Annotated in this window: 23 protein-coding genes and 3 tRNA genes; 10 read left to right on the top strand and 16 right to left on the bottom strand. The window is 70.3% G+C overall.

Annotation, left to right across the window (positions count from 1 at the left end; all coding sequences use genetic code 11):
- The first annotated feature begins 55 nt into the window (after positions 1-55).
- Positions 56-1,129, top strand: a complete 1,074-nt coding sequence (locus tag KK097_RS03605; RefSeq protein WP_214543733.1) for a TerC family protein — start codon at positions 56-58, stop codon at positions 1,127-1,129.
- On the opposite strand, the gene KK097_RS03600 is transcribed toward KK097_RS03605, so the two are convergent.
- On the bottom strand, positions 1,130-1,786 hold the full coding sequence (locus KK097_RS03600) for an ATP-binding cassette domain-containing protein (protein ID WP_214531445.1): 657 nt from the start codon (positions 1,784-1,786) through the stop codon (positions 1,130-1,132).
- Between the two features lie 16 nt (positions 1,787-1,802).
- Complete coding sequence (locus KK097_RS03595; protein ID WP_214543732.1) at positions 1,803-3,779, bottom strand: bacteriocin-associated integral membrane family protein; 1,977 nt, start codon at positions 3,777-3,779, stop codon at positions 1,803-1,805.
- Between the two features lie 220 nt (positions 3,780-3,999).
- Between KK097_RS03595 and KK097_RS03590 the strand changes: the two genes are divergently transcribed.
- The 3 genes from KK097_RS03590 to KK097_RS03580 are packed head-to-tail and all read left to right on the top strand — an operon-like array spanning position 4,000 to position 5,905.
- On the top strand, positions 4,000-4,689 hold the full coding sequence (locus tag KK097_RS03590) for a YceI family protein (RefSeq protein ID WP_214543731.1): 690 nt from the start codon (positions 4,000-4,002) through the stop codon (positions 4,687-4,689).
- Positions 4,686-5,201, top strand: coding sequence for a sigma-70 family RNA polymerase sigma factor (locus KK097_RS03585; protein ID WP_214531448.1), 516 nt, complete (start codon positions 4,686-4,688; stop codon positions 5,199-5,201). The genes KK097_RS03590 and KK097_RS03585 overlap by 4 nt, the downstream gene beginning before the upstream one ends.
- Entirely contained in the window at positions 5,198-5,905 is a 708-nt protein-coding gene (locus tag KK097_RS03580; protein WP_214543730.1) for an anti-sigma factor family protein, read from the top strand. The genes KK097_RS03585 and KK097_RS03580 overlap by 4 nt, the downstream gene beginning before the upstream one ends.
- A 30-nt stretch (positions 5,906-5,935) precedes the next feature.
- Here KK097_RS03580 and KK097_RS03575 read toward each other — a convergent pair whose 3' ends face one another.
- On the bottom strand, positions 5,936-6,412 hold the full coding sequence (locus tag KK097_RS03575; RefSeq protein ID WP_214543729.1) for a MarR family winged helix-turn-helix transcriptional regulator: 477 nt from the start codon (positions 6,410-6,412) through the stop codon (positions 5,936-5,938).
- Between the two features lie 128 nt (positions 6,413-6,540).
- Here KK097_RS03575 and KK097_RS03570 point away from each other — a divergent pair, with 128 nt between their 5' ends.
- Positions 6,541-10,110 (top strand): bifunctional proline dehydrogenase/L-glutamate gamma-semialdehyde dehydrogenase, encoded by a 3,570-nt coding sequence (locus KK097_RS03570; RefSeq protein ID WP_214543728.1) that lies wholly within the window; start codon positions 6,541-6,543, stop codon positions 10,108-10,110.
- Between the two features lie 107 nt (positions 10,111-10,217).
- Here KK097_RS03570 and KK097_RS03565 read toward each other — a convergent pair whose 3' ends face one another.
- The 8 genes from KK097_RS03565 to KK097_RS03530 all read right to left on the bottom strand — a co-directional run bounded on the left by KK097_RS03565 (position 10,218) and on the right by KK097_RS03530 (position 14,832).
- A complete protein-coding gene (locus KK097_RS03565; protein WP_214531452.1) occupies positions 10,218-10,415 on the bottom strand; it encodes a hypothetical protein in 198 nt (65 codons plus the stop codon).
- A 10-nt stretch (positions 10,416-10,425) separates the two neighbouring features.
- Positions 10,426-10,968, bottom strand: coding sequence for a dihydrofolate reductase family protein (locus KK097_RS03560; protein WP_214531453.1), 543 nt, complete (start codon positions 10,966-10,968; stop codon positions 10,426-10,428).
- Positions 10,969-11,001: 33 nt separating this feature from the next.
- The gene (locus tag KK097_RS03555; RefSeq protein WP_214543727.1) at positions 11,002-11,325 is read right to left on the bottom strand and encodes a hypothetical protein; all 324 of its coding nucleotides are present in this window, start codon (positions 11,323-11,325) and stop codon (positions 11,002-11,004) included.
- Positions 11,326-11,342: 17 nt separating this feature from the next.
- Entirely contained in the window at positions 11,343-12,338 is a 996-nt protein-coding gene (locus KK097_RS03550; protein WP_214543726.1) for an SDR family oxidoreductase, read from the bottom strand.
- Positions 12,339-12,408: 70 nt separating this feature from the next.
- On the bottom strand, positions 12,409-13,170 hold the full coding sequence (locus tag KK097_RS03545) for a YqjF family protein (RefSeq protein WP_214543725.1): 762 nt from the start codon (positions 13,168-13,170) through the stop codon (positions 12,409-12,411).
- Positions 13,167-14,000, bottom strand: a complete 834-nt coding sequence (locus tag KK097_RS03540; RefSeq protein ID WP_214543724.1) for a nitroreductase family protein — start codon at positions 13,998-14,000, stop codon at positions 13,167-13,169. Before KK097_RS03540 ends, KK097_RS03545 begins: the two co-directional genes overlap by 4 nt.
- 3 nt (positions 14,001-14,003) lie before the next feature.
- Positions 14,004-14,384 carry a hypothetical protein gene (locus tag KK097_RS03535; RefSeq protein ID WP_214543723.1) on the bottom strand — a complete coding sequence of 127 codons (381 nt, stop codon included), beginning with the start codon at positions 14,382-14,384 and terminating at the stop codon, positions 14,004-14,006.
- A gap of 10 nt (positions 14,385-14,394) precedes the next feature.
- On the bottom strand, positions 14,395-14,832 hold the full coding sequence (locus tag KK097_RS03530; RefSeq protein WP_017887694.1) for an Lrp/AsnC family transcriptional regulator: 438 nt from the start codon (positions 14,830-14,832) through the stop codon (positions 14,395-14,397).
- Positions 14,833-15,136: 304 nt separating this feature from the next.
- On the opposite strand from KK097_RS03530, the gene ddaH reads away from it, so the two are divergent.
- Complete coding sequence (gene ddaH, locus KK097_RS03525; RefSeq protein WP_214543722.1) at positions 15,137-16,039, top strand: dimethylargininase; 903 nt, start codon at positions 15,137-15,139, stop codon at positions 16,037-16,039.
- The gene (gene rocD, locus KK097_RS03520) at positions 16,039-17,268 is read left to right on the top strand and encodes an ornithine--oxo-acid transaminase (protein WP_214543721.1); all 1,230 of its coding nucleotides are present in this window, start codon (positions 16,039-16,041) and stop codon (positions 17,266-17,268) included. The genes ddaH and rocD overlap by 1 nt, the downstream gene beginning before the upstream one ends.
- Before the next feature lie 92 nt (positions 17,269-17,360).
- Here rocD and KK097_RS03515 read toward each other — a convergent pair whose 3' ends face one another.
- Together KK097_RS03515 and KK097_RS03510 are read right to left on the bottom strand one after the other, a co-directional pair.
- Positions 17,361-18,353 (bottom strand): NAD-dependent epimerase/dehydratase family protein, encoded by a 993-nt coding sequence (locus tag KK097_RS03515; protein WP_214543720.1) that lies wholly within the window; start codon positions 18,351-18,353, stop codon positions 17,361-17,363.
- Positions 18,354-18,412: 59 nt separating this feature from the next.
- On the bottom strand, positions 18,413-19,042 hold the full coding sequence (locus KK097_RS03510) for a hypothetical protein (protein ID WP_214543719.1): 630 nt from the start codon (positions 19,040-19,042) through the stop codon (positions 18,413-18,415).
- A gap of 243 nt (positions 19,043-19,285) precedes the next feature.
- Here KK097_RS03510 and KK097_RS03505 point away from each other — a divergent pair, with 243 nt between their 5' ends.
- Positions 19,286-20,296, top strand: a complete 1,011-nt coding sequence (locus KK097_RS03505; protein WP_214543718.1) for an aldo/keto reductase family protein — start codon at positions 19,286-19,288, stop codon at positions 20,294-20,296.
- 60 nt (positions 20,297-20,356) lie between these two features.
- Here KK097_RS03505 and KK097_RS03500 read toward each other — a convergent pair.
- From KK097_RS03500 to KK097_RS03490, 3 genes are all read right to left on the bottom strand, one after another.
- Positions 20,357-20,429: transfer RNA gene (locus tag KK097_RS03500), tRNA-Phe, on the bottom strand.
- Position 20,430: 1 nt separating this feature from the next.
- Positions 20,431-20,507 (bottom strand) — tRNA-Asp (locus KK097_RS03495).
- A 76-nt stretch (positions 20,508-20,583) separates the two neighbouring features.
- A tRNA-Glu gene (locus KK097_RS03490) sits at positions 20,584-20,656 on the bottom strand.
- 259 nt (positions 20,657-20,915) lie between these two features.
- On the opposite strand from KK097_RS03490, the gene KK097_RS03485 reads away from it, so the two are divergent.
- Positions 20,916-22,193, top strand: coding sequence for a M23 family metallopeptidase (locus KK097_RS03485; RefSeq protein WP_214543717.1), 1,278 nt, complete (start codon positions 20,916-20,918; stop codon positions 22,191-22,193).
- Positions 22,194-22,227: 34 nt separating this feature from the next.
- The gene (locus KK097_RS03480; RefSeq protein ID WP_214543716.1) at positions 22,228-23,253 is read left to right on the top strand and encodes a coiled-coil domain-containing protein; all 1,026 of its coding nucleotides are present in this window, start codon (positions 22,228-22,230) and stop codon (positions 23,251-23,253) included.
- Positions 23,254-23,265: the final 12 nt, after the last annotated feature.

Here is a 23,265-nt window from a genome sequence, read left to right as displayed (position 1 = left end):
TGGTGCGGGTCGCTCACGAAGCGGCCCGCCCCACCACCAGCAAGGAAGGCTCCGCATGCCCGAGCTCCCCGTCGTGTTCGAAGTCGGCTCGATGATCGCCCTGGTCGCGATCCTCCTCGCCGACCTGCTCATCGTCGCGCGTCGCCCGCACGTGCCGACGCTGCGCGAATCCGGCATCTGGGTGGGCGTCTACGTCGGGCTCGCCCTGATCTTCGCGGTCCTGATGCTGGTCTTCGCCGACGGCGACTCAGCCGGGCAGTTCCTGGCGGGCTGGCTCACGGAGTACAGCCTGAGCATCGACAACCTGTTCGTGTTCGTGATCATCATGGCGCGCTTCTCGGTGCCGAAGAAGATCCAGCAAGAGGTGCTGTTGCTCGGCATCATCATCGCGCTCGTGCTCCGCGGGATCTTCATCCTGGTCGGCGCGCAGCTCATCGAGAACTTCTCGTGGATCTTCTACATCTTCGGCGCCTGGCTGATCTGGACGGCGATCCAGCAGCTCCGCGGCGAGGACGAGGACGAGCAGAAGGACACCTTCGTCGTCCGGCTGCTGCGCCGTCGAGTCCGTCTCACCGACACGTACGACGGCATGAAGTTCCGCACCCACCACGACGGTGTCCGGCACTTCACGCCGCTGCTCATCGTGCTCATCGCGATCGGCACCACCGACCTGTTGTTCGCGCTCGACTCGATCCCGGCGATCTTCGGCATCACCGAGAGCCCCTTCATCGTGTTCACCGCGAACGTCTTCGCGCTGATGGGCCTGCGCCAGCTCTACTTCCTGCTCGGCGGACTGCTCGAGCGTCTGGTCTACCTGAAGTACGGCATCGCCGTGATCCTGGCCTTCATCGGCGTGAAGCTCGTCCTGCACGCGCTGCACGACAACGAGCTGCCGTTCCTGAACGGTGGCGACCACATCGCGTGGGCACCGGAGATCAACACGTGGGTGTCCCTGCTGGTGATCGTCGCGGCGATGGCCGTGTCGACGCTTGCGAGCCTCGTGCGGATGCGCGGGGAGACCCCGGCGAGCGACGACGACGCCGTGACCCCAGACGACGCAGCGGCCGACGACGCAGCGGCGGTCGACCAGCACCGCACCGACGAGGAACGTGCTCGCACCGTCGACTGATCACCGCCCGGTCGTCGTGAGTTCGAGGCACTCATCGGCCCAGCGCGCCACGGCCGGATCGTGGGTCGCGACGACGACTGCAGCCCCAGCCTCGCGGAGCGTCGACAGCTGATGGATGATCGCTGCTCCCGTCGCTTCGTCGAGTGCTGCCGTCGGTTCGTCCGCGAACACCACCTCGGGCTGTCGTATGAGGAGCCGCGCGATGGCCAGACGCTGTCGCTCACCCCCGCTCAGCGTGTGCGTCCGTGTCCGTTCTGATCTGGCGATCTCGACCCGCTCGAGTGCTGATCGTCGGACCTGTCGGCGATCAGCGTGCCGGATGGGCGACCCGATGAACGCGACGTCGAGGTTCTGACGCACGGTCCAGTTGTCCTCGAGCGCACCGTTCTGGAACAGGTGCCCGACGGTCGATCGGTAGAGCTGTGTTCGGCGCCGTGCGGTGACCCGGGTCACGTCTTCGCCGTGCAGTCGGATCTCGCCGCCGTCGACCCGCTCCAGCAGGCCGAGGCACCGCAACAACGTGGACTTGCCGCTCCCGCTGCGCCCGGTGACGGCCAGCGCGGATCCGGCAGGAACGGTGAGGCTCACTCCTTCGAGGAGCGCATGGGAGCCGTGTGATCGTCGGATACCGCTCGCGGAGAGGACCGGACTGTGCATGGGGTTGCTTCCTCGTTCAGGGACGACTCGTGGCGCGGGTGCGGCGAGCGGTGCGGAAGATCACGGTCGCCGCGATGACGATGACCACGTCGAGCGCGACGCAGCCGATGGCTGTGACCCGGTCCGGCTCCCGACCGACCAGCAGGGCTCCGGCCGTGACGAGCGCGGCGACCGGGAGCGCGAGCAGGCCTGCCGTCACACGCACGGCGGACATCCCGTGCGTCCAGGAGATCGTCGCGCGGCGGTGGCCGATCATCGTCACTGCTCGGGCGGTCACCGCGGCGGAAGCGGCGAGCCCGAGGACGAGGACCCCCATCGCGGCGAGGTCCTGGTGCAGGTCGCGATCGATCACCGTGGACCGGTAGGAGACCGGGTCCCGGAGCGGCTCGATGGTCGCCACGCTCTCCGTCAGGCGGTGCTGCTCGAGGTCGGACCGGAGTCCGACGGGGTCGGTGAAGACGACTTCCCCGGTCGTCATGTTCGAGATGATGAAGTTCTCGGAGACGGACGGTGTGGCCGACGGCAGGACCGCGACGACTGCGTCGCTCTGTGTGCTGGTCGCACCGAGGTCGTCGGTCGCGTAGGTGAACACGCGTTGCGCCTCCATCGGCCGGAGGTCGAGCTCGATGGCGGTGGGGATCCTGCTCGGATCGGCCGAGTTGCTGCGCTGGAAGTGCAGGAAGGCGCGCCATGCCTCTTGGTCGGACGCCGTGACCGCCGCGCCCTCGGGCACGAGCAACGTGAGCGCGCGCGGGTCGAGGTCCGCAGGCAGGAGGCGGGACCCAGCAGGTGACCGCAGCGTCTGCTCCACGAGGTACTGCGCGTTGACGATCACGACGTTGCCCGCGTCGGGGTCGTGACTCGAGCGATCTGCTGCGATCGCGTGGTCGGCCAGGACGGCGCTGCCGGCTCGGTCGAGGCGGTCGTACATCGCTGCCAGTTCAGGTTGTGCTGCATCGAGTTCGCTGTTCGACGACTCGAAGGTGAGCCGGACGTCCTCGAGCGACGGGGCCCACATGCTCCGTTCGGCAGCGTCGTCACGAGCCAGGGTGATGCTCGCGCTGGCGGATGCGGCTGCTGCCGTCGAGAGCGCGAGGACGAGGACGTTGCTGACCAACGACACGGTGAGCACACGTTTCCAGGGCCGTGCACCGTCGATCCCGCGCGTCACCGACCCGGACGTGCAGACTGCGGCCACGAGGGCAGCGGCAGCGGCGAAGGCGATCGTGCCCGTCAGGACGACTGCGCCGGCCCCGAGGAACAGGTCGAGCCGATCAGGTCGTCCGCCGAGCGCGAGGAGCGCGACGGACAGGGCGAGGCCTCCCGCTCCGGTCGCTGCGATCGCGGAGGACAGCACGCCGAGGTCCCTGCCGACGGACGCGCTGGTCGGTCGACCGAACACCGTGGTGACGGAGCGGATGTTCCGCCGAGAGCCTTGCCACGCGACAGCTCCGACGACGATGACGAGGAGCATCGTGCCGCTGATCGGGACGAGCGGGGCTTCCGACGTCGCCCAGAGCAGGAGCGACATCGGCGAGAGTGGGTGCACGGTCACCGTGACGTCCTCGGCGGTGAGCGCCGATGCGAAATCCCTGGCTGCTCCGGTCCCCGCGTCGGTCAGGTAGGTCCCGTTGATGCGGTTGGACGGGAGGTCCGAGAACGGACGGAACCGGGTCACGAGGGTCGGATCGAACCCGGGGACGTCGTCCTGCGAGAGCTGGAACGTCCTCGCCGCGTCGGGGTTGACCACGTACTCGTGCCGCACCACGCCCGACGACCCCTCGGTCCTCGACTCCTTGAGGACGGTCATGTCGTGCGCGGCGGCTGCGCGTTCGACGAGCGCTCGGAACGAAGCGGAGTGCGACGACGGGTGGTCCCACACCGTGATCACGTCGGTCGAACCAGCTGGTGCGAGCTCATCGAGCACCTGCACGAGGAGGAACGTGATGCCGAGGACCAGGGCAACCGTGCCCCCGACGAAGAGACGGAACATGAGCCCGACAGCGATGTGTTACCCGACGAACCGGTAGTAGGCGTGGTTGCCGGCGTAGGTCTTCCGGATCGACGACTCGGCGGTCGCTCCACCGGCGGTGTCCTTGCGAGCGTTCATGGTGCTCGAATATGCCGGTGAAATGCCAGATGCACAACCCGTTGTCGGACCTCGCGGAAAAACCGGTTTGAACGATCCGCCCTGCCGTCTCGTCGTTGAGGGTATGGCACTCCGCAAACGAACCAAGGTCATCATCGGGATCTCCGCCGGCGTCGTCGTCGTGGCGGCAGCAGCCGTCATCGCCGGCCCGGTCATCTACGCGAACACCGTCAACGGCCAGGCCGCCGCAGCACCCTCGCTGTCGGCGTCCTCGTCCGGCACCCTCGACGCGAAGGACGCCGACGGCACCTGGACCAGCAAGAGCAGCTCGTACGCCGGGTACCGGGTGCACGAGGTCCTGCAGGGGAATGATGTGAACGTGGTCGGTCGCACGAAGGACGTCAAGGGCACCGCCGTCGTCGACGGCGGCTCCCTCGCCAAGGCGACCGTCACCGTCCAGGTCGGCAAGATCACCACGCCCGAAGCCGCCCGCGACGAGTACTTCCGCTCCACGGCGCTGCAGACCGACAAGTACCCGACGGCGACGTTCGAGCTCACGAAGCCCGTCGACGTCACGAAGGCGCTCGACGGTTCCACGCAGGACGTCACCCTCACCGGCACGATGGACCTGCACGGCGTCGAGAAGCCGGTCACGGCCGACGCCCAGGTCGCGGTCGGCAAGGGCGGGACCGTCCAGGTCGCCGGCACCGTGCCGATCACATTCGCCGACTACGGCGTGAAGGCCCCCTCGCTCGGCTTCGTCACCGTGGACGGGAAGGGCTCCGTCGAGTTCTCCCTCGACCTCGGGAAGTGACCGTGACGAGTCGTTCCGCGGACGAGTTGCTCGCGACGTTGTACCGCGAGCACGGCGACGCGCTCACGCGGTACGTCCGGCACCTGACGCGGGACGGCTCGACGGTCGAGGACGTCGTGCAGGAGGCGATGGTCCGCGCCTGGCAGCGTCCGGCCGTGCTCGAACGGGCACCCGACAGCGCGCGGGCGTGGCTGTTCACGGTGGCGCGCAACCTGGTCGTCGACGAGGCACGGTCGGCACGCAACCGCCGCGAGCGCAGCACCGAACACCAGGTGGAGCGGATCGAGTCGGACAGCACGGACGCCGTGCTGGACCGGATCGTGGTCGCCGACGCACTCGCGTCGCTGACCCCGGACCACCGTCGCGTGGTGGTGGACGCGTACTGGCTCGGGCACACCGTGCCGGAGATCGCACGACGACACGACATCCCGGAGGGCACCGCCAAGTCGCGGCTGCACTACGGGCTGCGAGCCCTCCGGCTCGCGCTGCAGGAACGAGGAGTGACCCGATGAGCGACGACAAGTACGCAGAGTGGGATGCGGCGTACGTCCTGGGGTCGCTCCCGGCCGACGAACGACTCGAGTACGAGCGGCACCTCGAGACGTGCGACCGCTGTGCGGCCGCAGTCGCCGAGCTGGTCGGTCTGCCGGGTCTGCTCGGCAAGCTGCCGGCCGACCAGGCGATCGAGATCGCAGAACCGGACGGGAGGCCCGACACCGGTTCCGAGAGCGACCTCGCCTCCGTCGCCCACCGCGTCCGACACCGCCGCCGCCGTCGCCGGGTGTGGGTCGCCGCCACCGCGGGGCTCGCGGTGGTCGCCGCCGTCCTCGGCGGGCTCGCGGTCGGGGCAGCGGGGGAGCGCACCACGGTTCAGGCCGGTGCCGCTCCGACGGCAGCGGCCACCGCTGACCGGTTCGACATGACCGGCGTGCAGGGACTCGACGTCGAGCTCGCCATCAGTGGCGAGCAGTGGGGCACCCGTTTCGACTGGGGGTGCTCGTACGGCGGCAAGGAGTGGTCCGCCGACGGCTCGATCCTCTACGACCTCGTGGTCGTCCGGACCGACGGCTCGGCCCAGACCGTGGGGTCGTGGACGGCTGCCGGTGCCGACGCGCGCGGACTGTCGGCCTCGACCGACATCCCGCGTGACGAGATCAAGAGCGTGCAGGTCCGGCTGCGCGGTGAGCGCGGCGCGCTCGCCGTCGTCGAGCTCTGACGGTCGTCGAACGCTGGCCGGCACCGTGCACTAGCCGGCGTCGGCCTCGTCCGCGTCGTCCGGGCCGATCGCGTCCTGGACGCGCGCGCTGACGGACCGCAGCGTCTCGGCGTCGGTCCCCACGGGCCTCCAGAACAGGTCCTCCAGCGCACCGGTGTGCGCTCGGATGCCGGCGAGCACCGCGCGACGACCGTCCGTGGTCATCACCACCCAGCTGCCGCGGCCGTCGCTCGGGCAGTCCGCCCGCTCGACCAGGCCACGGGAGACCATGCGCGTGACCTGGTGGCTGACGCGCGACTTCTCCCAGCCGATGCCGGCGGCGATGTCCCGGACGCGCAGACGGTGGTCCGGGTCACGGTGCAGGCCGATCAGGATCTCGAACTCGGGGATGGAGATCCCGGCTCCGGCCTGCACGGCCTGGTCGAGCGCCCGGTCCAGGCGTCGCCAGACGTCGTGGTACGCGTCCCAGGTGGCCCAGTCGTGGCCACCGTTGCCCTCCGTCGACATGCCGACCAGCGTATCCACCGGGCGGACGGTCGGTCAGCGGCGGCAGCGCTTTCATCCGCTCGGATGACTCCTGGCCGACGTACGGCGCGCTCCGAGGTCGCGTCGGACGTCCGGCATACGATCGGAGGATGCCGAGTGCTCGCCTCCAGGACACCACCGACGACGCCGTCGCGCTCGTGCGCCGGTGGCTGGCGGCCTCCGCCGGGGTGAAGCCCGACCCGGGCGCGGCTCGTCTGGCCGAGGTCCTGCGCGACGAGCAGGGCCTCGGCTTCACCCGTGGGTTCGTGGACAAGGTCATCCGCCCCGAAGACCCGCGCGTCGCCGCGCGCAACCTCGAACAGCTGAGCCGCGACGTCCCCGACTTCCTCGCCTGGTACCTCCGCGGGGCGGTGACCCTCGGTGGCGGCTTCGCCACCATGGCGCCGTGGGCCGTGATCCCCACCGCGCGCCGGATCCTGCGCCGGATGACGGGGCACCTGGTGATCGACGCGAGCACCAGCAAGCTCGGGCCGGCCCTCGCCAAGGTGCGCGGGCCGGGCACCCGGCTCAACGTCAACCTGCTCGGCGAAGCCGTCCTCGGCACTGCCGAGAGCGACCGCCGCCTGCAGGGCACCATGGACCTGCTCGCCCGCGACGACGTCGACCACGTGTCGATCAAGGTCAGCTCGGTCGTGCCACAGACGTCGGCGTGGGCCTTCGACCAGACGGTCGAGCGCGTCGTCGACCGACTCGTCCCGCTGTACCGCTCCGCCGCGGCGCCGATGGCCTCCGGCCGACCCGCCAAGTTCATCAACCTCGACATCGAGGAGTACCGCGACCTCGACGTCACCCTCGCCGTGTTCCGGGCGCTGCTCGACCGTGACGAGTTCGCCGACCTGCCGGCCGGCATCGTGCTGCAGGCCTACCTGCCCGACGCCGCGGGAGCACTTGACGCGCTGACCGAGTGGGCGCAGGAACGCCGGGCGCGCGGCGGAGCCCCGATCACGGTGCGGCTCGTCAAGGGCGCGAACCTCGCCATGGAGCACGTCGACGCGATCCTGCACGGGTGGCCCCTCGCCACCTGGGGCAGCAAGCGCGAGACCGACACGGCCTACCTGCGGATGCTCGACGCCGCGCTGACGCCGGAGCGCACCGACGCCGTGCGCATCGGGGTCGCCGGGCACAACCTGTTCGACCTCGCCACCGCGTGGGTGCTCGCGCAGCGCCGCGGGGTCACCGACGCCGTCGACGTCGAGATGCTGCTCGGCATGGCGTCGACGCACGCGCAGGCCGTCCGTGCCGACGTCGGGCAGATCCTGCTCTACACGCCCGTCGTGCAGCCGGACGAGTTCGACTCCGCCATCGCGTACCTCGCCCGTCGCCTGCAGGAGAGCGCGAGCCCCGAGAACTTCATCGCCGCCGCGTCCGACATCGACCACGACGCCAGCGTGTTCGAGCGGGAGCACGCCCGGTACCTGGCGTCCGTCGCGGCGCTCGACGAGCCCGTCCCCGCGAGCCACCGCACGCAGGACCGCCACCGTGCGCTCGGCGAACCCGTCCTGCGGGACGCGTTCCGCAACGCCCCGGACACCGACCCGTCCGTCGCCGCCAACCGTGCGTGGGCGCTCGACGTCCTGCGCCGGGTGCCGCGCTCGCAGCTGGGTGCGCAGACGATCCGCGGCGCGAAGGTCGCCGACCGCTCGAAGCTCGAACGGATCATGGCCCGCACGGCCCAGGCCGGTGTGAACTGGGGGCGGCAGGACCCGTCCGACCGCGCCGAACTCCTCGACCTCATCGGACACGAACTCGAGACCCGCCGGGCCGACCTGATCGAGGTGATGGCCGCCGAGACCGGCAAGACCTTCGGTGAGGCCGACACCGAGGTCACCGAGGCCGTCGACGCCGCCCATTACTACGCCGAGAGCGCCCGCCGCCTGGGCGACATCGAGGGCGCGCAGTACGTGCCGCCGCGGCTGACCGTCGTCGTGCCGCCGTGGAGCTCCCCCGTCGCGGTCCCCGCGGGCGGCGTGCTGGCGGCGCTCGCCGCGGGCAGCGGTGTCGTGCTCAAGCCCGCGCCCGAGGCGAAGCGCTCCGGTGCCGTGCTCGCCGACGTGCTCTGGGACGCCGGGGTGCCGCACTCGCTGCTGCAGCTCGTCGACCTGGCCGAGGACGAACTCGGCCGCGACCTCATCGGCCACCCCACCGTCGACCGCATCATTCTGACCGGCTCGTCCGACACCGCCCGCTCGTTCCGCTGGTGGCGCGCCGGCCTGCCGCTCACCGCCGAGACGAGCGGCAAGAACGCGATCGTCGTCACGCCGAGCGCCGACCTCGACCTGGCGGTGCAGGACATCGTGCAGTCCGCGTTCGGGCACGCGGGACAGCAGTGCTCGGCGGCGTCCCTCGTGATCCTGGTCGGGTCGGTCGGCGAGAGCGAGCGGTTCCAGCGGCAGCTCGTCGACGCCACCCGCACACTCCGGGTCGCGTGGCCCGACGATCCCACCGCACAAGTCGGTCCGGTCATCGCCGAACCGCAGGGCAAGCTGCGCCGGGGCCTGACCGAGCTCGGGCCGGGGGAGTCCTGGCTCGTGCAGCCCGAGGCGGTCGACGACTCCGGCCGGCTCTGGTCGCCCGGCATCCGCGACGGCGTCCGCCCCGGCAGCGACTTCCACCAGACCGAGTTCTTCGGCCCGGTGCTCGGCGTCATGCGCGCCGAGACCCTCGAGCAGGCGATCGCGATCCAGAACGGCACCGACTTTGGGCTGACGGCGGGCATCCACTCGCTCGACGTGGACGAGGTGTCCGAGTGGCTCGCCCGGGTCCGTGCCGGCAACCTGTCCGTCAACCGCGGCATCACCGGTGCCGTCGTGGGACGGCAGCCGTTCGGCGGCTGGAAGGGCTCCTCGGTCGGCACCGGCACCAAGGCCGGCGGCCCGATGTACGTCGCGACGCTCGGCCGCTGGCTGCCCACGCCCCGCACGGTGCACCGGAGCATCCAGCTGCACGGCCTGCCCCCGCGCGTGACCGCCGTCATCGAGGCGGCACGCAGCGGGCTGTCGTTCGAGGAGTTCGACCGCGTCCGCGCGGGGGCCCTGAGCGACGTCCGCGCACGAGAGACCCTGTTCCGGTCGCAGGACCTGTCCGGGCTCGTGGTGCAGCGGAACGTGCTGCGCCACCGGCCCCAGTCCGTCATCGTCCGCCAGGCCGAGGACGCCTCGACCGTGGACCTTGTCCGGACGCTCGTCGCAGCGACCTCGGCACGTGCGCACATCCTGCTCAGCACGGCTCGACCGCTGCCTGGTCCGCTCACGCAGCTGCTGGCGTCGAACCGGTCCCCGCTCGACGTCGTCGACCACCTGGTGGAGTCCGACCAGGACTTCCACGCCCGCGCATCGTCGGGGGCCGTGTTCCAGGCGGACTGGTCCAGTGGCCAGGACGAACAGCCCGTCGACGCGCTCGAGGCCGTGTTGTCACAGGGGCAGGACCGCCCGGCGCACACGGCGTTCGGTGGTCCCGGTGCACGCATCCGGTTGCTCGGCGGCGACCCCCTCGCCCTCGAAGAAGCCCTGGGTGCGAGCATCGACGTCGCGATCCACGACGCCCCGGTGGTCGAGGCCGGAGTGATCGAGATGCTGCCGTACCTGCGCGAGCAGTCGGTGTCGATCACCGCGCACCGGTTCGGCGACGTCGACAGCGACTTCTCCGAGCTGCGGGTCTAGGCACTTCCGCTTCGCGCGTTGCGCTGCGTGCGTTCCGGGTCGTGAGCAGAAGAGGTCGGGTCCCGTGTGGGGACCCGACCTCTTCTGCTCACGAAGTGACCCGAGGATCAGTCCTCGCCGTCCCCGCCCTCTTCGTCCTCGACGCCGGTCTCGTCCATGCGGTCCCGGAGGTGGTCCGCCATCGCGCCGGCACCTTCACCCGCGTGGTCGTGGTCGACCTGCTCGATCAGGCCCTGCAGCTTCTCGTGGTTCGTGGCATCGGTGGCACCGTCCATGACGGGCTCGGTCTGCTCGTTGTCGCTCATGCTCCGGACGCTACGCCGCGGTTGCTGCGGAACGGTAGTGGAGCTCGACCGCTCCGCCGTCGAACGGCGTGGTGCCCACGAGCTCGAACACCGGGGTCGGTGCGGCGACCGGCAGCAGGGGTGCTCCGGCACCGAGCGCGACCGGCATCACGGTGACGCGCAGCTCGTCGAGGATGCCCGCCTGCTGGTACTGCGCCGCGAGCAGTCCGCCGCCGACGACCCAGACGTCACGGCCGTCGGCGACACGCTCGAGGTCGGCCTGGTGGTCGCCGACCGCGCCGGACACGAACCGCACGTCGGCTCCGTCGGGCACCGGCAGGTCGCGGGTCGTGAACACCCAGGTCGCCCGGTCCGGGTACGCCCACGTGTCGTCGTGTTCGAGCAACCACTCGTACGTCGTCGACCCCATCGCGATCGCGCCGACGCCGGCGAAGAACCGGTCGTGGTGCTCCTGGAACGGCTCGAACCCGAACTGCAGCAGCCAGTCGAGGTCGTCGTCGGGCGCTGCGACGAAGCCGTCCAGCGAGGACGCGACGGAGTAGATCGTGCTCATGCCGGGGACGCTACCGAGCACCCCCGACAGGACTCAGCGGCGTCCTCCGCGACCGACGACCGCTGCCTCGGCGATCGCCAGGACGGCGGCGATCCAGAGCTGGTCGCCCGCGAACCGGCGTCGACGGGGATCGGCGACGGCCAGCGGCACCATCGTCGCGCCGTGCAAGGTGTCCACGACGGCGCTCAGGGTGTGCGCGTTGCCGGAACCAGCCCGCGCGACGAGGACGGCCTGTGCGACCTGCCGGACCCCGAGCACGCCGTGCAGGACGGCCTGGTCAGACCCTCGGGCCGCACGGCTCAGGTGCCACAGGCCGAGCCCGGCCCGGGCCAGCTCGACGACGGCTGTCCCGCTCACGGTCGACGACCGGCGGCTCATCGTCGGCGTCCCGCGACGAGTGCGACGGCCCCGGCGACACCGAGCACGGCCCCGATGATGCCGTTGCCGACCCGGCGGTGCTCCACCCACCAGGTCTGCGGCGACCACGCGTGCGCGGACTCGTCGAAGACCCCGTGCGCGCCGTGGTCGCCCGGAACCGGCTCGTACAGGTTGTCCCGCATCTCGAGGCCGTCCTTGTCGGGGGCCTGTTGCCCGTCGACCAGGGTCTTGGCGGCGTACCAGTCGGCGAAGCGTCCGCTGATCCGGTTGCCGAGGATCGTGTAGACCGTCGACTCGCCCACCCAGGTGCGGCTGCGCGGTCGTTCCGCCACGGCGGCGATGGCGCGGGCGCCGACCTCGGGCTGGTAGATGGGGGCGACCGGCTGCGGGTGGTGCGGCAGCTTCGACTTCACCCACTGGAACTGGATCGTGTTGAGGGCCGGCATGTCCACGCGGGACACCTTGACCTTGCTGCCCTGTTCGCGCAGCTCGGAGACGACGGACTCGGTGAACCCGACGATCGCGTGCTTCGCACCGCAGTACGCGGCCTGCAGGGGGATCCCGCGGAACCCGAGCGCCGAACCGACCTGGATCACGTGCCCACGGCCGCGGGGGACCATCCGCGACAGCGCCGACCGGGTGCCGTTCACGAAGCCGAGGTAGGTCACGTGCAGCGCCCGCTCGAAGTCCTCCGGGGCGGTGTCGAGGAACTTCCCGAACACCCCGACCATCACGCCGTTCACCCACAGGTCGATCGGTCCGAGCTCCTGCTCGACCCGGTCGGCTGCGGCCTCGACGGCGTCGCGGTCGGAGACGTCGGCGACCAGGGCCAGCCCGCGACGCCCGGCGGCCTCGACCTCGGCGACCGCCGCGTCCACGCCCTCCTGCCCGCGGGCCAGGACGGCCACGTCCCACCCCCGTGCGGCGAGCTCCCGGACGGTCGCCCGTCCCAGTCCTGCGGATCCACCGGTCACCACTGCCACTCGAGTCATGGCTCCCTTGTACCTGCGGTCGGCCGTGCACCACTCAGCCGCTGTCCCCCGATGCGGCAGCAGCCCGCCCTCAGCGCCCCCGACCGAACCGCGTCGTGACCCCCGGCGAGTAGAGCACCGAGTCCGGCTCGAGCTCCGTCAACCCGAAGGGCAGCCCGGCCGCGCCGACCAGGTCGTCCCGCAGCGACACCACCGAGGCCCGGTGCAACGGCCACGACTCGTGCTCGTTCGGCCAGAACCGCGTCCGCCCGGCCCGGTGCACGTGCATGCCCCACCGCGCCGTCAGGAACGTCTCGAGGGGCCCCGGCTCGTCGAGCACCTCGCCCACACGGACGTCGAGCATCGACCGCAGGTGGGTGCCGTGCCGACGCATCGCGTACCCCACGCGGCCGTCACCGCTGCGCGACTCCGCGACCGCCCACCGGTACGGCAGTCCGGTCGCGACGCGTGCGCCGATGGTCGGCAGGAGCTTGCCGGCGTCGAGCGACAGGAACACGACCCCGCGCTGCCCCTGTTCGTCGACCGTGTAGACGCGGACGTTCAGCTCGACGAAGTCACCGATGCTCCCGGTCGAGAACGGCGGGAACCGGGTGTCCTCGAACCGGAACGCGATGAGGCCCACCCAGGTGGTCACCCCGTCGTCGGTGCCGTCGAGCGCCATCGTGTCGGGTCGGGTGCCGGCCGGCAGCAGCGGGGCCACCGCCGACACGTCGACGCGCCAGTGCACGAAGACGACATCGAGCCAGTCCTGCGAGATCCAGGGGCGGCCCGGCAGGCCGGGGGCGACGGCCGGGAGGCCCGGGGTGCTCTGGGTTGGTCGGGTGTCGGTCACGGTGTGGTCGCCTCCGGTTCGATGTGGGCTGCGACGGGTGCGTCGTCCCACCCGCGCTGCGGGGTGTCGCAGGTGCCGCGGAACACGTATTGCGAGGGCCGCTTCCGCTCGCTCGACGTCCAGTCGATGGCTGGCCGTCGTCGTTCCGGCGGCAGGTACCCGATCCGGTAGACGGCCATCAGCTCGAGCGACTCGGGCACGCGGAGCAGTCCCTCGATCTCCTCCCACGCGCCGGGGGTCTCCATCGGGAATGACACGAACTGGATCCCCAGGCCGAGCTCGGTCGTCGCGAGCCAGATGTTCTCCATCGCCGCGCCCATGCTGAACACCGAGTAGAAGCCGGACAGCTCCTCCTTCCGGTACTCGTGGCGGTCGAGCATCACGCCGAGCAGCAGCGGCGACCCGGCGACGAGCTTCCGGTTCTCCTCACCCAGGGTCTGCGGTACCCGGAGCGTGTTCATGAGCAGCTGCCCGCGCTTCGTGAACACCTGCTTCGTGAACGGCCGCAACGGCCCGGGGAGCTTGTCGAACAGCATGCCGTCGCGCCGCTCGTCCATCTCGGCCTTCGAGAACCGGAAGTACGGCTTGTACCGCTCGAAGAACGTGCCCTCGGCCATCGTGCGGGTCATCGAGCTGCCGCTGATCTCGGCGACGCGGTCGATCGTCTGGCGCTCCTCGATCAGCACGAAGCGCCACGGCTGGCTGTTGAGCTGCGACGGTGCCCGTCCGGCGAGCTCCATGAGCAGCCGCTGGTGCTCGTCCGAAACCGGATCGGGCAGGAACGGCCCGTTCGTCGTGCGTCGTCGTCGGATGGCCTCGAACAGCTCCACTGCTCACCTCTCTGATCGCCTGCGGGCGAGCACGGCCCCCAGGTAGGACGGTGCGGCGGCGACCGCGACCTTCCAGTGTGCTCCGGAGCGCGGGTTCGTGCGTGGAGCGACCGCCAGGGGCACCAGTGCCGGCAGCAGGAACAGTGCGGTCCGGTCACGCGTCCACACAGGGGTCGTCGCGGCGACGCCGGTCAGGGTCGCGGTCACGACGAACAGCCCGTGGTGCACGACGCGGAGCTTCTTCGTGCGGATCAGCCGCACGGCGACCGCGGTGCCCCACAGGCAGTTCGCGACGTAGGCGACGCTCGCAGCGGTGACCAGCTGCCGGGCCGGGCGCGATCCCGTGGGTGCCGAGTCGCGCCTCCAGACCGTCTTCCGTCCCATGCGTGGGACGTTACGCGGTCTCTCGACTGACGAGCTTGGAGAGCACGATCGCGGAGCGGGTGTGGTCGACCTGGGGTGCGAGGCGGACCTTGTCGAGCGCCTCCTCGAGCGCGGAGAGGTCCTTCGAGCGCATGTGCACGACGGCGTCGGCGCTGCCGGTGACCGTGCCGGCGTCGATGACCTCGGGGACGGTGTCGAGCAGGGCACGCAGCTCGTCCGGCGAGACGGTGCCGCGGCAGTAGAGCTCCACCCAGGCCTCGGTGCCGCGGTCCTCGACGGCGGGGTCGACCTTGATCGTGAAGCCCTGGATGACGCCGTCACCGACCAGCCGGTCGACGCGGCGCTTCACGGCCGAGGCCGAGAGTCCGACCACCGACCCGATGTCGCCGTAGCCGGCGCGGGCGTTGTCCCGGAGCTGATCCAGGATGCGGTGGTCGAGCGTATCCATTTGTCCCCTATCGTACGCCGACTTCTTGCGAGCGCGGTGGTTCTCGCGCACGAAACGTGCGTCACCCGAACGGGTGTCACGGTCCCGCAGGCGGGGGACTGCACTCGGTGGACGGTCTGTGGAAGGACCGGAGTGGCGTCGATGCTTGAGTGTCACTGTTCCGCTGCGGTGAGTCTGTGGAAGGATCGACTCGGCGTCGACCTGGTCCGCTGCGGTGAGTGAGCCTGCATCTCACCGGAGCTCTTCTCCTCGTTCCGTTTCGGTTCCTGGCAGGCTCGGGCCCCGGTCCCTTCCAGGAGGACTGATGTCGAACACCGCACCCTCGACCACCGATGCACCGGCCCGTACCGCGACCAAGCGGACGATCCTGATGTGCAAGCCGGACTTCTACACCGTGAGCTACCGGATCAACCCGTGGATGCACCCGGAGGAGCCGACCGACACGTCGAAGGCCGTCGAGCAGTGGGAGTCGCTCGTCGCCGTCTACGAGCGGCTCGGCTTCGACATCTCGTACATCGACCCCATCGACGGCCTGCCGGACATGGTCTACGCGGCCAACGGCGGGTTCGTCCTCGACGGCATCGCGTACGGCGCGAAGTTCCAGTACCCCGAGCGCCAGCCCGAGGGCCCCGCGTACATGGACTGGTTCCGTCAGGCCGGTCTGACCGTCGCCGAGCCGGAGCAGACCAACGAGGGCGAGGGTGACTTCCTGCTCATCGGGGACACGATCTTCGCCGGCACCGGCTTCCGGTCCGACAGCACCTCGCACGACGAGCTCGCGACGATCTACGGCCGCGAGGTCGTCACGCTCAAGCTCATCAACCCGAGCTTCTACCACCTCGACACCGCCATCGCCGTGCTCGACCCGGAGCCTGCCGCCGACGGGACGAGCAACATCGCGTACCTCGAGAGCGCCTTCGACGAGCCGTCGCTGGCCATCCTGCGCGAGCGCTTCCCGGACGCGATCATCGCCACCGAAGAGGACGCCGCGATCCTCGGCCTGAACTCGTACTCCGACGGGTACAACGTCGTGATCGCCGCCCGGGCTGTTCGGTTCGCCGAGCAGCTGCGCGAGAAGGGCTACAACCCGATCGGCGTCGACCTGTCCGAGCTGCTGCTCGGCGGCGGCGGCGTGAAGTGCTGCACCCTCGACCTGCACCCGGTCGGCACCGGCACCTCGGTCGCGCGTTCGCTCGGGGTCAGCTGATGTCGGCGGCAGCGTCGCTCGGGGTCAACACCGCGGCGGCGCTCGCCGTCGAGGACCGCGCCCTCGCGCACAACTACAGCCCGCTGCCCGTCGTCATCGCGTCGGGTGCCGGAGCCACCGTCACGGACGTCGACGGCAAGCAGTACCTGGACGGCCTCGCCGCGTACTCCGCGGTGAACTTCGGCCACGGCAACCCGCGGCTGCTCGACGCCGCACGGGCGCAGCTCGACCGTGTGACGCTCACGAGTCGCGCGTTCGTGAACGACCAGCTCGGGCCGTTCGCCGCAGCACTGGCGGCGTTGACGGAGACCGAGATGGTCCTGCCGATGAACACCGGTGCCGAGGCCGTCGAGTCCGCGATCAAGGTGTCCCGCGCCTGGGGCTACCGCGTCAAGGGCGTGCCGGCCGAGCGGGCGACGATCATCGTCGCGTCCGGGAACTTCCACGGCCGCACCACGACGATCATCTCGTTCTCGGACGACCCATCGGCCCACGACGACTTCGGGCCGTTCACGCCCGGCTTCCGCACGGTGCCGTACGGCGACGCTGCGGCCCTGCGCGAGGCGATGGACGAGACCGTCGTCGCCGTGCTGCTCGAGCCGATCCAGGGTGAGGGCGGCGTGGTCATCCCGCCGGAGTCGTACCTCCCTGAAGTCCGGGCGGTCTGCGACGAGTTCGGTGCGCTGTTCATCGCCGACGAGATCCAGTCCGGCCTCGGTCGCACGGGGCACACGCTCGCGGTGCAGCGTGTCGGCGTGCGCCCCGACCTCATCACGCTCGGGAAGGCCCTCGGCGGCGGCATCGTGCCGGTGTCGGCGGTCGTCGGTTCGGCTGCCGTCCTCGGGGTCCTGCGTCCCGGCGAGCACGGGTCGACCTTCGGCGGCAACCCGCTCGCGGCGGCCGTCGGTGCCGAGGTCGTGGCGATGCTCGGCGAGGGCACGTTCCAGCAGCGGGCCCTCGACGGCGAACCGCTGCTGCGCGGCCTGCTCGACGAGCTCATCGGGCACGGCGTCGTGTCCCACCGCGTGGCCGGACTCTGGGCCGGGATCGACATCGACCCCGCACTCGGCACCGGCAAGGCGATCGCGAAGGACCTCGCCGACCGCGGGCTCCTGGTGAAGGACACCCACGGGTCGACGATCCGCTTCGCGCCGCCCCTGGTCGTCACCGACGACGAGGTGCGCTTCGCGGTCGGAACCCTGGCTGACGTCCTGACGGCGCGCGCCTGATCTGATCCGCAAGACACCGGTGTTCGCGCGTTGAACCCCCGCATCCCGCGGTGCGGAGCGCGAACACCGGTGTCTTGCGTGCGCGCCGCGACTCACACGGCCCAGCGCGCCGCCAGCTCGTCCATCAGGGCATCGAGCCGCTCGTCGACGACCTGCTCCTCGGGGTGCGCCTCGTACCAGGCGATGACCTCGCGCACACCCTGCCGGTAGGTCGTGCGCGGCCGGTACCACGGCACGAGCGACCGGACCTTGCTGTTGTCGAACACCGAGCTGTTCGCCTTGTCGCCGAGCAGCGCCGCGCCCCACTCGGGGTCGACCGCGTTGATCGCGTCCGCCGGCACGTGCACGATGCGCAGGTCGTCGACTCCGGCCGCAGCAGCGATCTCGTGGGCGATGGCGTTCCACGTCGGCGCCTCGTCGCTCGTGATCGTGAAGGGTTCGCCGATCGCCTCGGCCCGGTCGAGCAGCCCGGTGAACCCGACCGCGAAGTCACGGCTGTGCGTCAGGGTCCACAGCGAAGTGCCGTCGCCCGTGATGATCACCGGCTTGCCGGCGCGCATCCGGGCGACCGCGGTCCACCCGCCGGTCAGCGGCAGCTTCGTCTCGTCGTAGGTGTGCGACGGCCGCACGATCGTCACCGGGAAGTCCTGCTCCCGGTACGCCTGCATCAGCAGCTCCTCGCACGCGATCTTGTCGCGCGAGTACTGCCAGTACGGGTTCTTCAACGGCGTCGACTCCGTGATCGGCAGGTGCGTCGCCGGCGTCTGGTACGCCGAGGCCGAGCTGATGAACACGTACTGCCGCGTCCGCCCGGCGAAGAAGTCGACGTCGGCCTGCACCTGGTCCGGCGTGAAGGCGATCCAGTTCACGACCACGTCGAAGCGCTGGTCGCCGAGTGCGTCCGCCAGTGCGCTGCGGTCCGAAACGTCGGCCTGGAGGCGCGTCACACCCTCCGGGATCGGCCTGCCCCCGGTGGTCCCCCGGTTGAGCACGGTCACGTCGAACCCGTGCTCGACGGCTTCCCGGACGCAGGCGGCGCTGATGACGCCGCTCCCGCCGATGAACAACACGCTCGCTCCGGTCATGGATGCTCCCTCGCTTCCGGCGGCACCGCTCCGTGCCGCAACCCTTTCGATCCTGCACCTCAGAGGCTGGGTCGGGCATCGAGCACCGTGCCGAGCATCGTCACGTCCTGTGCCCAAGCCGCGGCGGCGGGGTGGATCCATCCGAGCAGTTCGATCGCGTAGTCGTGGTCCCGCCGAAGATCACGCCCATGGATCGGCTCGTGGTGCGCGGCGCGGTTCCGCACGAAGTGCAGTTGCTGCATCCGCGTCCGAACCTCGCGCTGGCGAGTCAGCGCATCCGCCGGGCCGTGTGGGAACGCGCGGTGGAGTGTTGGTGTCCACAGGGCCGTCAGGTAACGAGACTCGAACAGGTACCGCCAGAACCCGAAGCTCAGTTCGGCGACGACTCGCCCGTGCACTTCTGCTCGTTTCCCCCCTCGCGTGGCACGTCGTCGCGCGACGACCAGATCGTTCTTGCCTTGGGCGTCGAGGGGAACGACGTCGAGCCAGGATGAGCCGGGGTGACGAGCAGTTGCCCAAGCGCGGAGCTGCACGTCTGCGGCGTTGCGCACCACGATCTCGACCGCCCCGGTCAGCTCCATCACGGCAGCTGCAGCTCGCATGTTCCATTCGTAGAGCCCGACAGCGCGTGCGTCGTCGGGCACAGCGTGGAAGTAGGAACGAAGGCGTTCCCGGGTCAGCAGGTCCACGACGTCCGCCGGCTCCACGCGACCTCCAGTTGACATCGAACGCTCGCCCCGTAAACTCATATATCGAAGACCCCGGAACGATCACTGGCTCAGGCCACATCGCCGGGGTTTCGTCTTTGCAGACCGTTCCTGAAACATCAGCGTACAGTGCCGCGCCGCCTCGCCGAGTGCGCGGCGACGACGTCGGACTACCGTCACGGTTCGGGTCGCACCGACGCGCCCCACGACAGGAGTGACACGCACATGGAGTACCGCTACCTCGGCAACTCGGGCCTCAAGGTCTCCGAGATCACCTACGGCAACTGGCTCACCCACGCATCCCAGGTCGAGAACGACGCGGCGATCGCCTGCGTCAGGGCGGCCCTCGAGGTCGGCATCTCGACGTTCGACACCGCCGACGTCTACGCCAACACCGGCGCGGAGACGGTCCTCGGCGAAGCGCTCAAGGGGGAGCGGCGCCAGTCCCTCGAGATCGCCACGAAGGTGTTCGGGCCGACCGGTCCGAAGGGCCACAACGACACCGGGCTGTCCCGCAAGCACATCCTCGAGTCGATCGACGGCTCGCTGCAGCGACTGCAGACGGACTACGTCGACCTGTACCAGGCGCACCGCTACGACCACGAGACCCCGCTCGAAGAGACGATGCAGGCCTTCGCGGACATCGTGCGTCAGGGCAAGGTCCTGTACGTCGGCGTCAGCGAGTGGACCGCGGACCAGCTGCGCGCGGGTGCTGCGCTCGCGAAGGACCTCGGCTTCCAGCTCATCTCGAACCAGCCGCAGTACTCGGCACTGTGGCGGGTCATCGAGGAAGAGGTCGTCCCCACCTCGAAGGAACTCGGCATCTCGCAGATCGTCTGGTCCCCGATCGCCCAGGGCGTGCTCACCGGCAAGTACAAGCCGGGTCAGCCGCTGCCCGAGGGCTCCCGCGCGACCGACGACAAGGGCGGCGCGGACATGATCAAGCGGTTCATGCGTGACGAGGTGCTGTCCTCGGTGCAGGAGCTGCAGCCGGTCGCCGACGAGCTCAACCTGTCGATGGCGCAGCTCGCGGTCGCCTGGGTCCTGCAGAACGAGAACGTCGCCTCGGCGATCATCGGGGCCTCGCGTCCGGAGCAGGTGCACGACAACGCGGGCGCTGCCGGCGTCACGATCCCGGCGGAGCTCATGTCGCGGATCGACGATGCCCTGGGCGCCGTGGTCGAGCGCGACCCCGCGAAGACGAACGACAGCAGCCCGAAGACCCGCGAGGCCTAGCCACCGAAGCCGGCCGGACAACGGAAAAGGCCCCCTGCCGAAGCAGGGGGCCTTCACCGGTGGCTGGACACGGCATCGATCCGTGGACCTTTCGATTTTCAGTCGAACGCTCTACCAACTGAGCTATCCAGCCGTGGCGACCCTGACGGGACTTGAACCCGCGACCTCCGCCGTGACAGGGCGGCACGCTAACCAGCTGCGCTACAGGGCCATGTTGTGTTGTGGGTACTGCGTGTTGTGTCTTGCTGTGGTGTTGTTCAGTACTACTTGCTCGCTCACTCAAGGAGTGACCCCAACGGGATTCGAACCCGTGCTGCCGCCGTGAAAGGGCGGTGTCCTAGGCCACTAAACGATAGGGCCGCAAGCAGTGCATCGCGCTACCGATGGACAAGCATACGGATGCCCCCGGGGTTTCACAAATCCGGCCCCGCCAACCGTGCATCCCCGGCGTGTCGCGCTCCCGGCACACGGTGCTCGGAAAGGTGTCGGTGCGAGCATCGTGGGCGGTCGCGCCCCTCTTCCGAGGGGCTGTCGAGCCTGCGACCCCTGTTGTTACTGTTGCAACTGTTAACAGTGTTACGTGCGTGAGCCTTGCCGCGCTGTTACGAAATCGAGATACATGTCGACCTCCACACCGCTCTCCCTCCGCACCCGCAGCCGCCTCGTCGCCGCTGCGGTCGCCGTCGCGCTCACCGCCGGCACGCTCGCGGCCCTCGCGCCCGCGTCGTCGGCCAGTGCGGCGAGCTACCCCAGCTGGGACGAGGTGCAGCAGGCGAAGTCCTCGACCAGCGCCCAGCAGGCAAAGGTCGGCGAGATCAAGTCGCTCATCTCGTCGCTCAAGAGCGAGGCGGCGGCGAAGCAGAAGGCCGCACAGACCGCCGGTGAGGCGTACCAGGCGGCGCAGAACAAGTACGACGAGGCGACACTCAAGCAGAAGAAGTTCCAGTCGCAGGCGAACGAGGCCGAACAGACCGCCGCGCAGTCCGAGGCGCAGGCCGGCCAGCTCGCCGCGCAGCTCGGCCGGGCGGGCGCCAACGACGTGACGACCGACATCCTCACGCACCCCTCGGACTCCGGAGACCTGCTCTACGAACTCGGCGCCATGTCGAAGCTCAGCGAGCAGTCCGAGGGCATCTACTCGCAGGCCTCGCAGGACCAGGGTGTCGCCCAGGGTCTCGCCGACAAGGCCGACCGTGCCAAGAACGCCCTCGGGGACCTCGCCGACGCCGCGCAGTCGAAGATGCAGGAAGCCCAGGGCGCTGCCGACGCGGCACAGACCGCCGTCGACGCCCAGAACGACAACGAGGCCCGGCTCGAAGCGCAGCTGACCGCCCTCACCTCGAAGCAGCGTGGCGTCGAGGCCGACTACCGCAAGGGCGTCGCCGCCGAGAAGGCCCGTCAGGCCCGCATCGCCGCAGCCGCCGCGAAGGCAGCCGCGCACGCCCCGGCGACCAGCCAGGGCGGTGCCGGTGGCGGCAGCGCCAACGCCTCCGGGTGGGTGCGACCCGCCGGCGGGTTCCAGACCAGCCCCTACGGCTACCGCGTCGACCCGTACACGCACGTCAGCGCCCTGCACGCCGGGGTCGACCTCGCCCCCGCCTGCTACGCCCCGATCTACGCGGCGCACGACGGCACCGTGACCTTCGCCGGCAACGGTGGCGGCTACGGCAACGAGGTCATCCTCGACAACGGCGGCGGCATCTCCACGGCGTACGGCCACGTCGTCGACGGCGGGATCATGGTCACCGCCGGCCAGCACGTCACCGCGGGACAGCAGATCGCCAAGATCGGCTCGACCGGATGGTCGACCGGGTGCCACCTCCACTTCGAGACCCGGATCAACGGCGCTGCCGTCGACCCGGTCCCCTTCATGGCAGCGCGGGGGATCTCGGTATGAGCATCAGCGCCACCAGAAGGCGTCGACCCACGTCATGACCACCTCCGCTCGCTCGTTCTCCTGCGGGATCGCGACCATCGCCGTGCTCGGCATCGGCCTGTCGGTCGTCATAGCCGGACCGGCCCAGGCCGCACCCTCGGGTCCGTCATGGGACGACGTCAAGGCCGCCAAGTCCGATGCGGCCGACGCCCAGCAGACGGTCGACGAGCTGAGCGACCGGCTCAGCACGCTGCAGGACGCCGCGGACCAGGCCGGTGTCGCCGAGCAGCAGGCCGGGCAGGCGTACGCGCTCGCGGTGTCGCAGCAGCAGGACGCGAAGGACACCCTCGCCGACCTGTCCGCGCAGTCGAAGCGTGCGAAGGCCCGGGCGGAAGACTCGGCCGGCCAGGTCGCCGGCCTCGTGGTCGAGCTGTCCCGCACGGGCGGCGGTGACCTGTCGACGACGATGCTCGTGGACGCGTCCGGCTCGAAGGACCTGCTCTACCGCGTCGGCACGATGTCGCACCTGTCCGAGCGCTCCGCGACGGTCCTGGCCGAGGCACGCGCCGACCAGAAGACCGTCGAGTCCCTGGCCGCCCAGCAGTCCGCGGCCGAGAAGGCCCTGAGCAAGGCGACCGAAGCGACGAAGACCACCTTCGCGACGGCCAACGACGTGGCCGCAGGTGCCCAGGCCCGGGTGCAGAAGGAACAGGGCCAGCAGGCCGAGGTCCTGCGCCAGCTCGCGTACCTGAAGGGCACGAGCGTCGCGACGGAGACCGCGTACTGGAACGCGCAGCAGGCGAAGACCGCCGCGGCGGCCATCGCGAAGCAGACGCGCGACGCCGGCGGCAACAGCGGCGGCAGCGGCGGCAGCACGACCGGCACATCCGGTGGCGGCAACACCGGCACCGGCGGCAGCACCGGCGACGGCACCTCCAGCCCGGCCCAGCCGAGCACGCCGTCGAACCCCGGCACCCCCGCGAAGCCGAGCACCCCGAGCAAGCCGAGCACCCCGTCCAGGCCCAGCACGCCCAGCACGCCCAGCAAGCCTGCGCCCGCTCCGGCGCCGTTGAGGACGTAGGCGTCGCCGAGC

This window comes from Curtobacterium flaccumfaciens (assembly GCF_018598405.1).
Classification (GTDB): domain Bacteria; phylum Actinomycetota; class Actinomycetes; order Actinomycetales; family Microbacteriaceae; genus Curtobacterium; species Curtobacterium aurantiacum.
The sequence above is the reverse complement of the archived record's forward strand: the minus strand, read 5'-3'. Positions and strand labels throughout refer to the sequence as shown.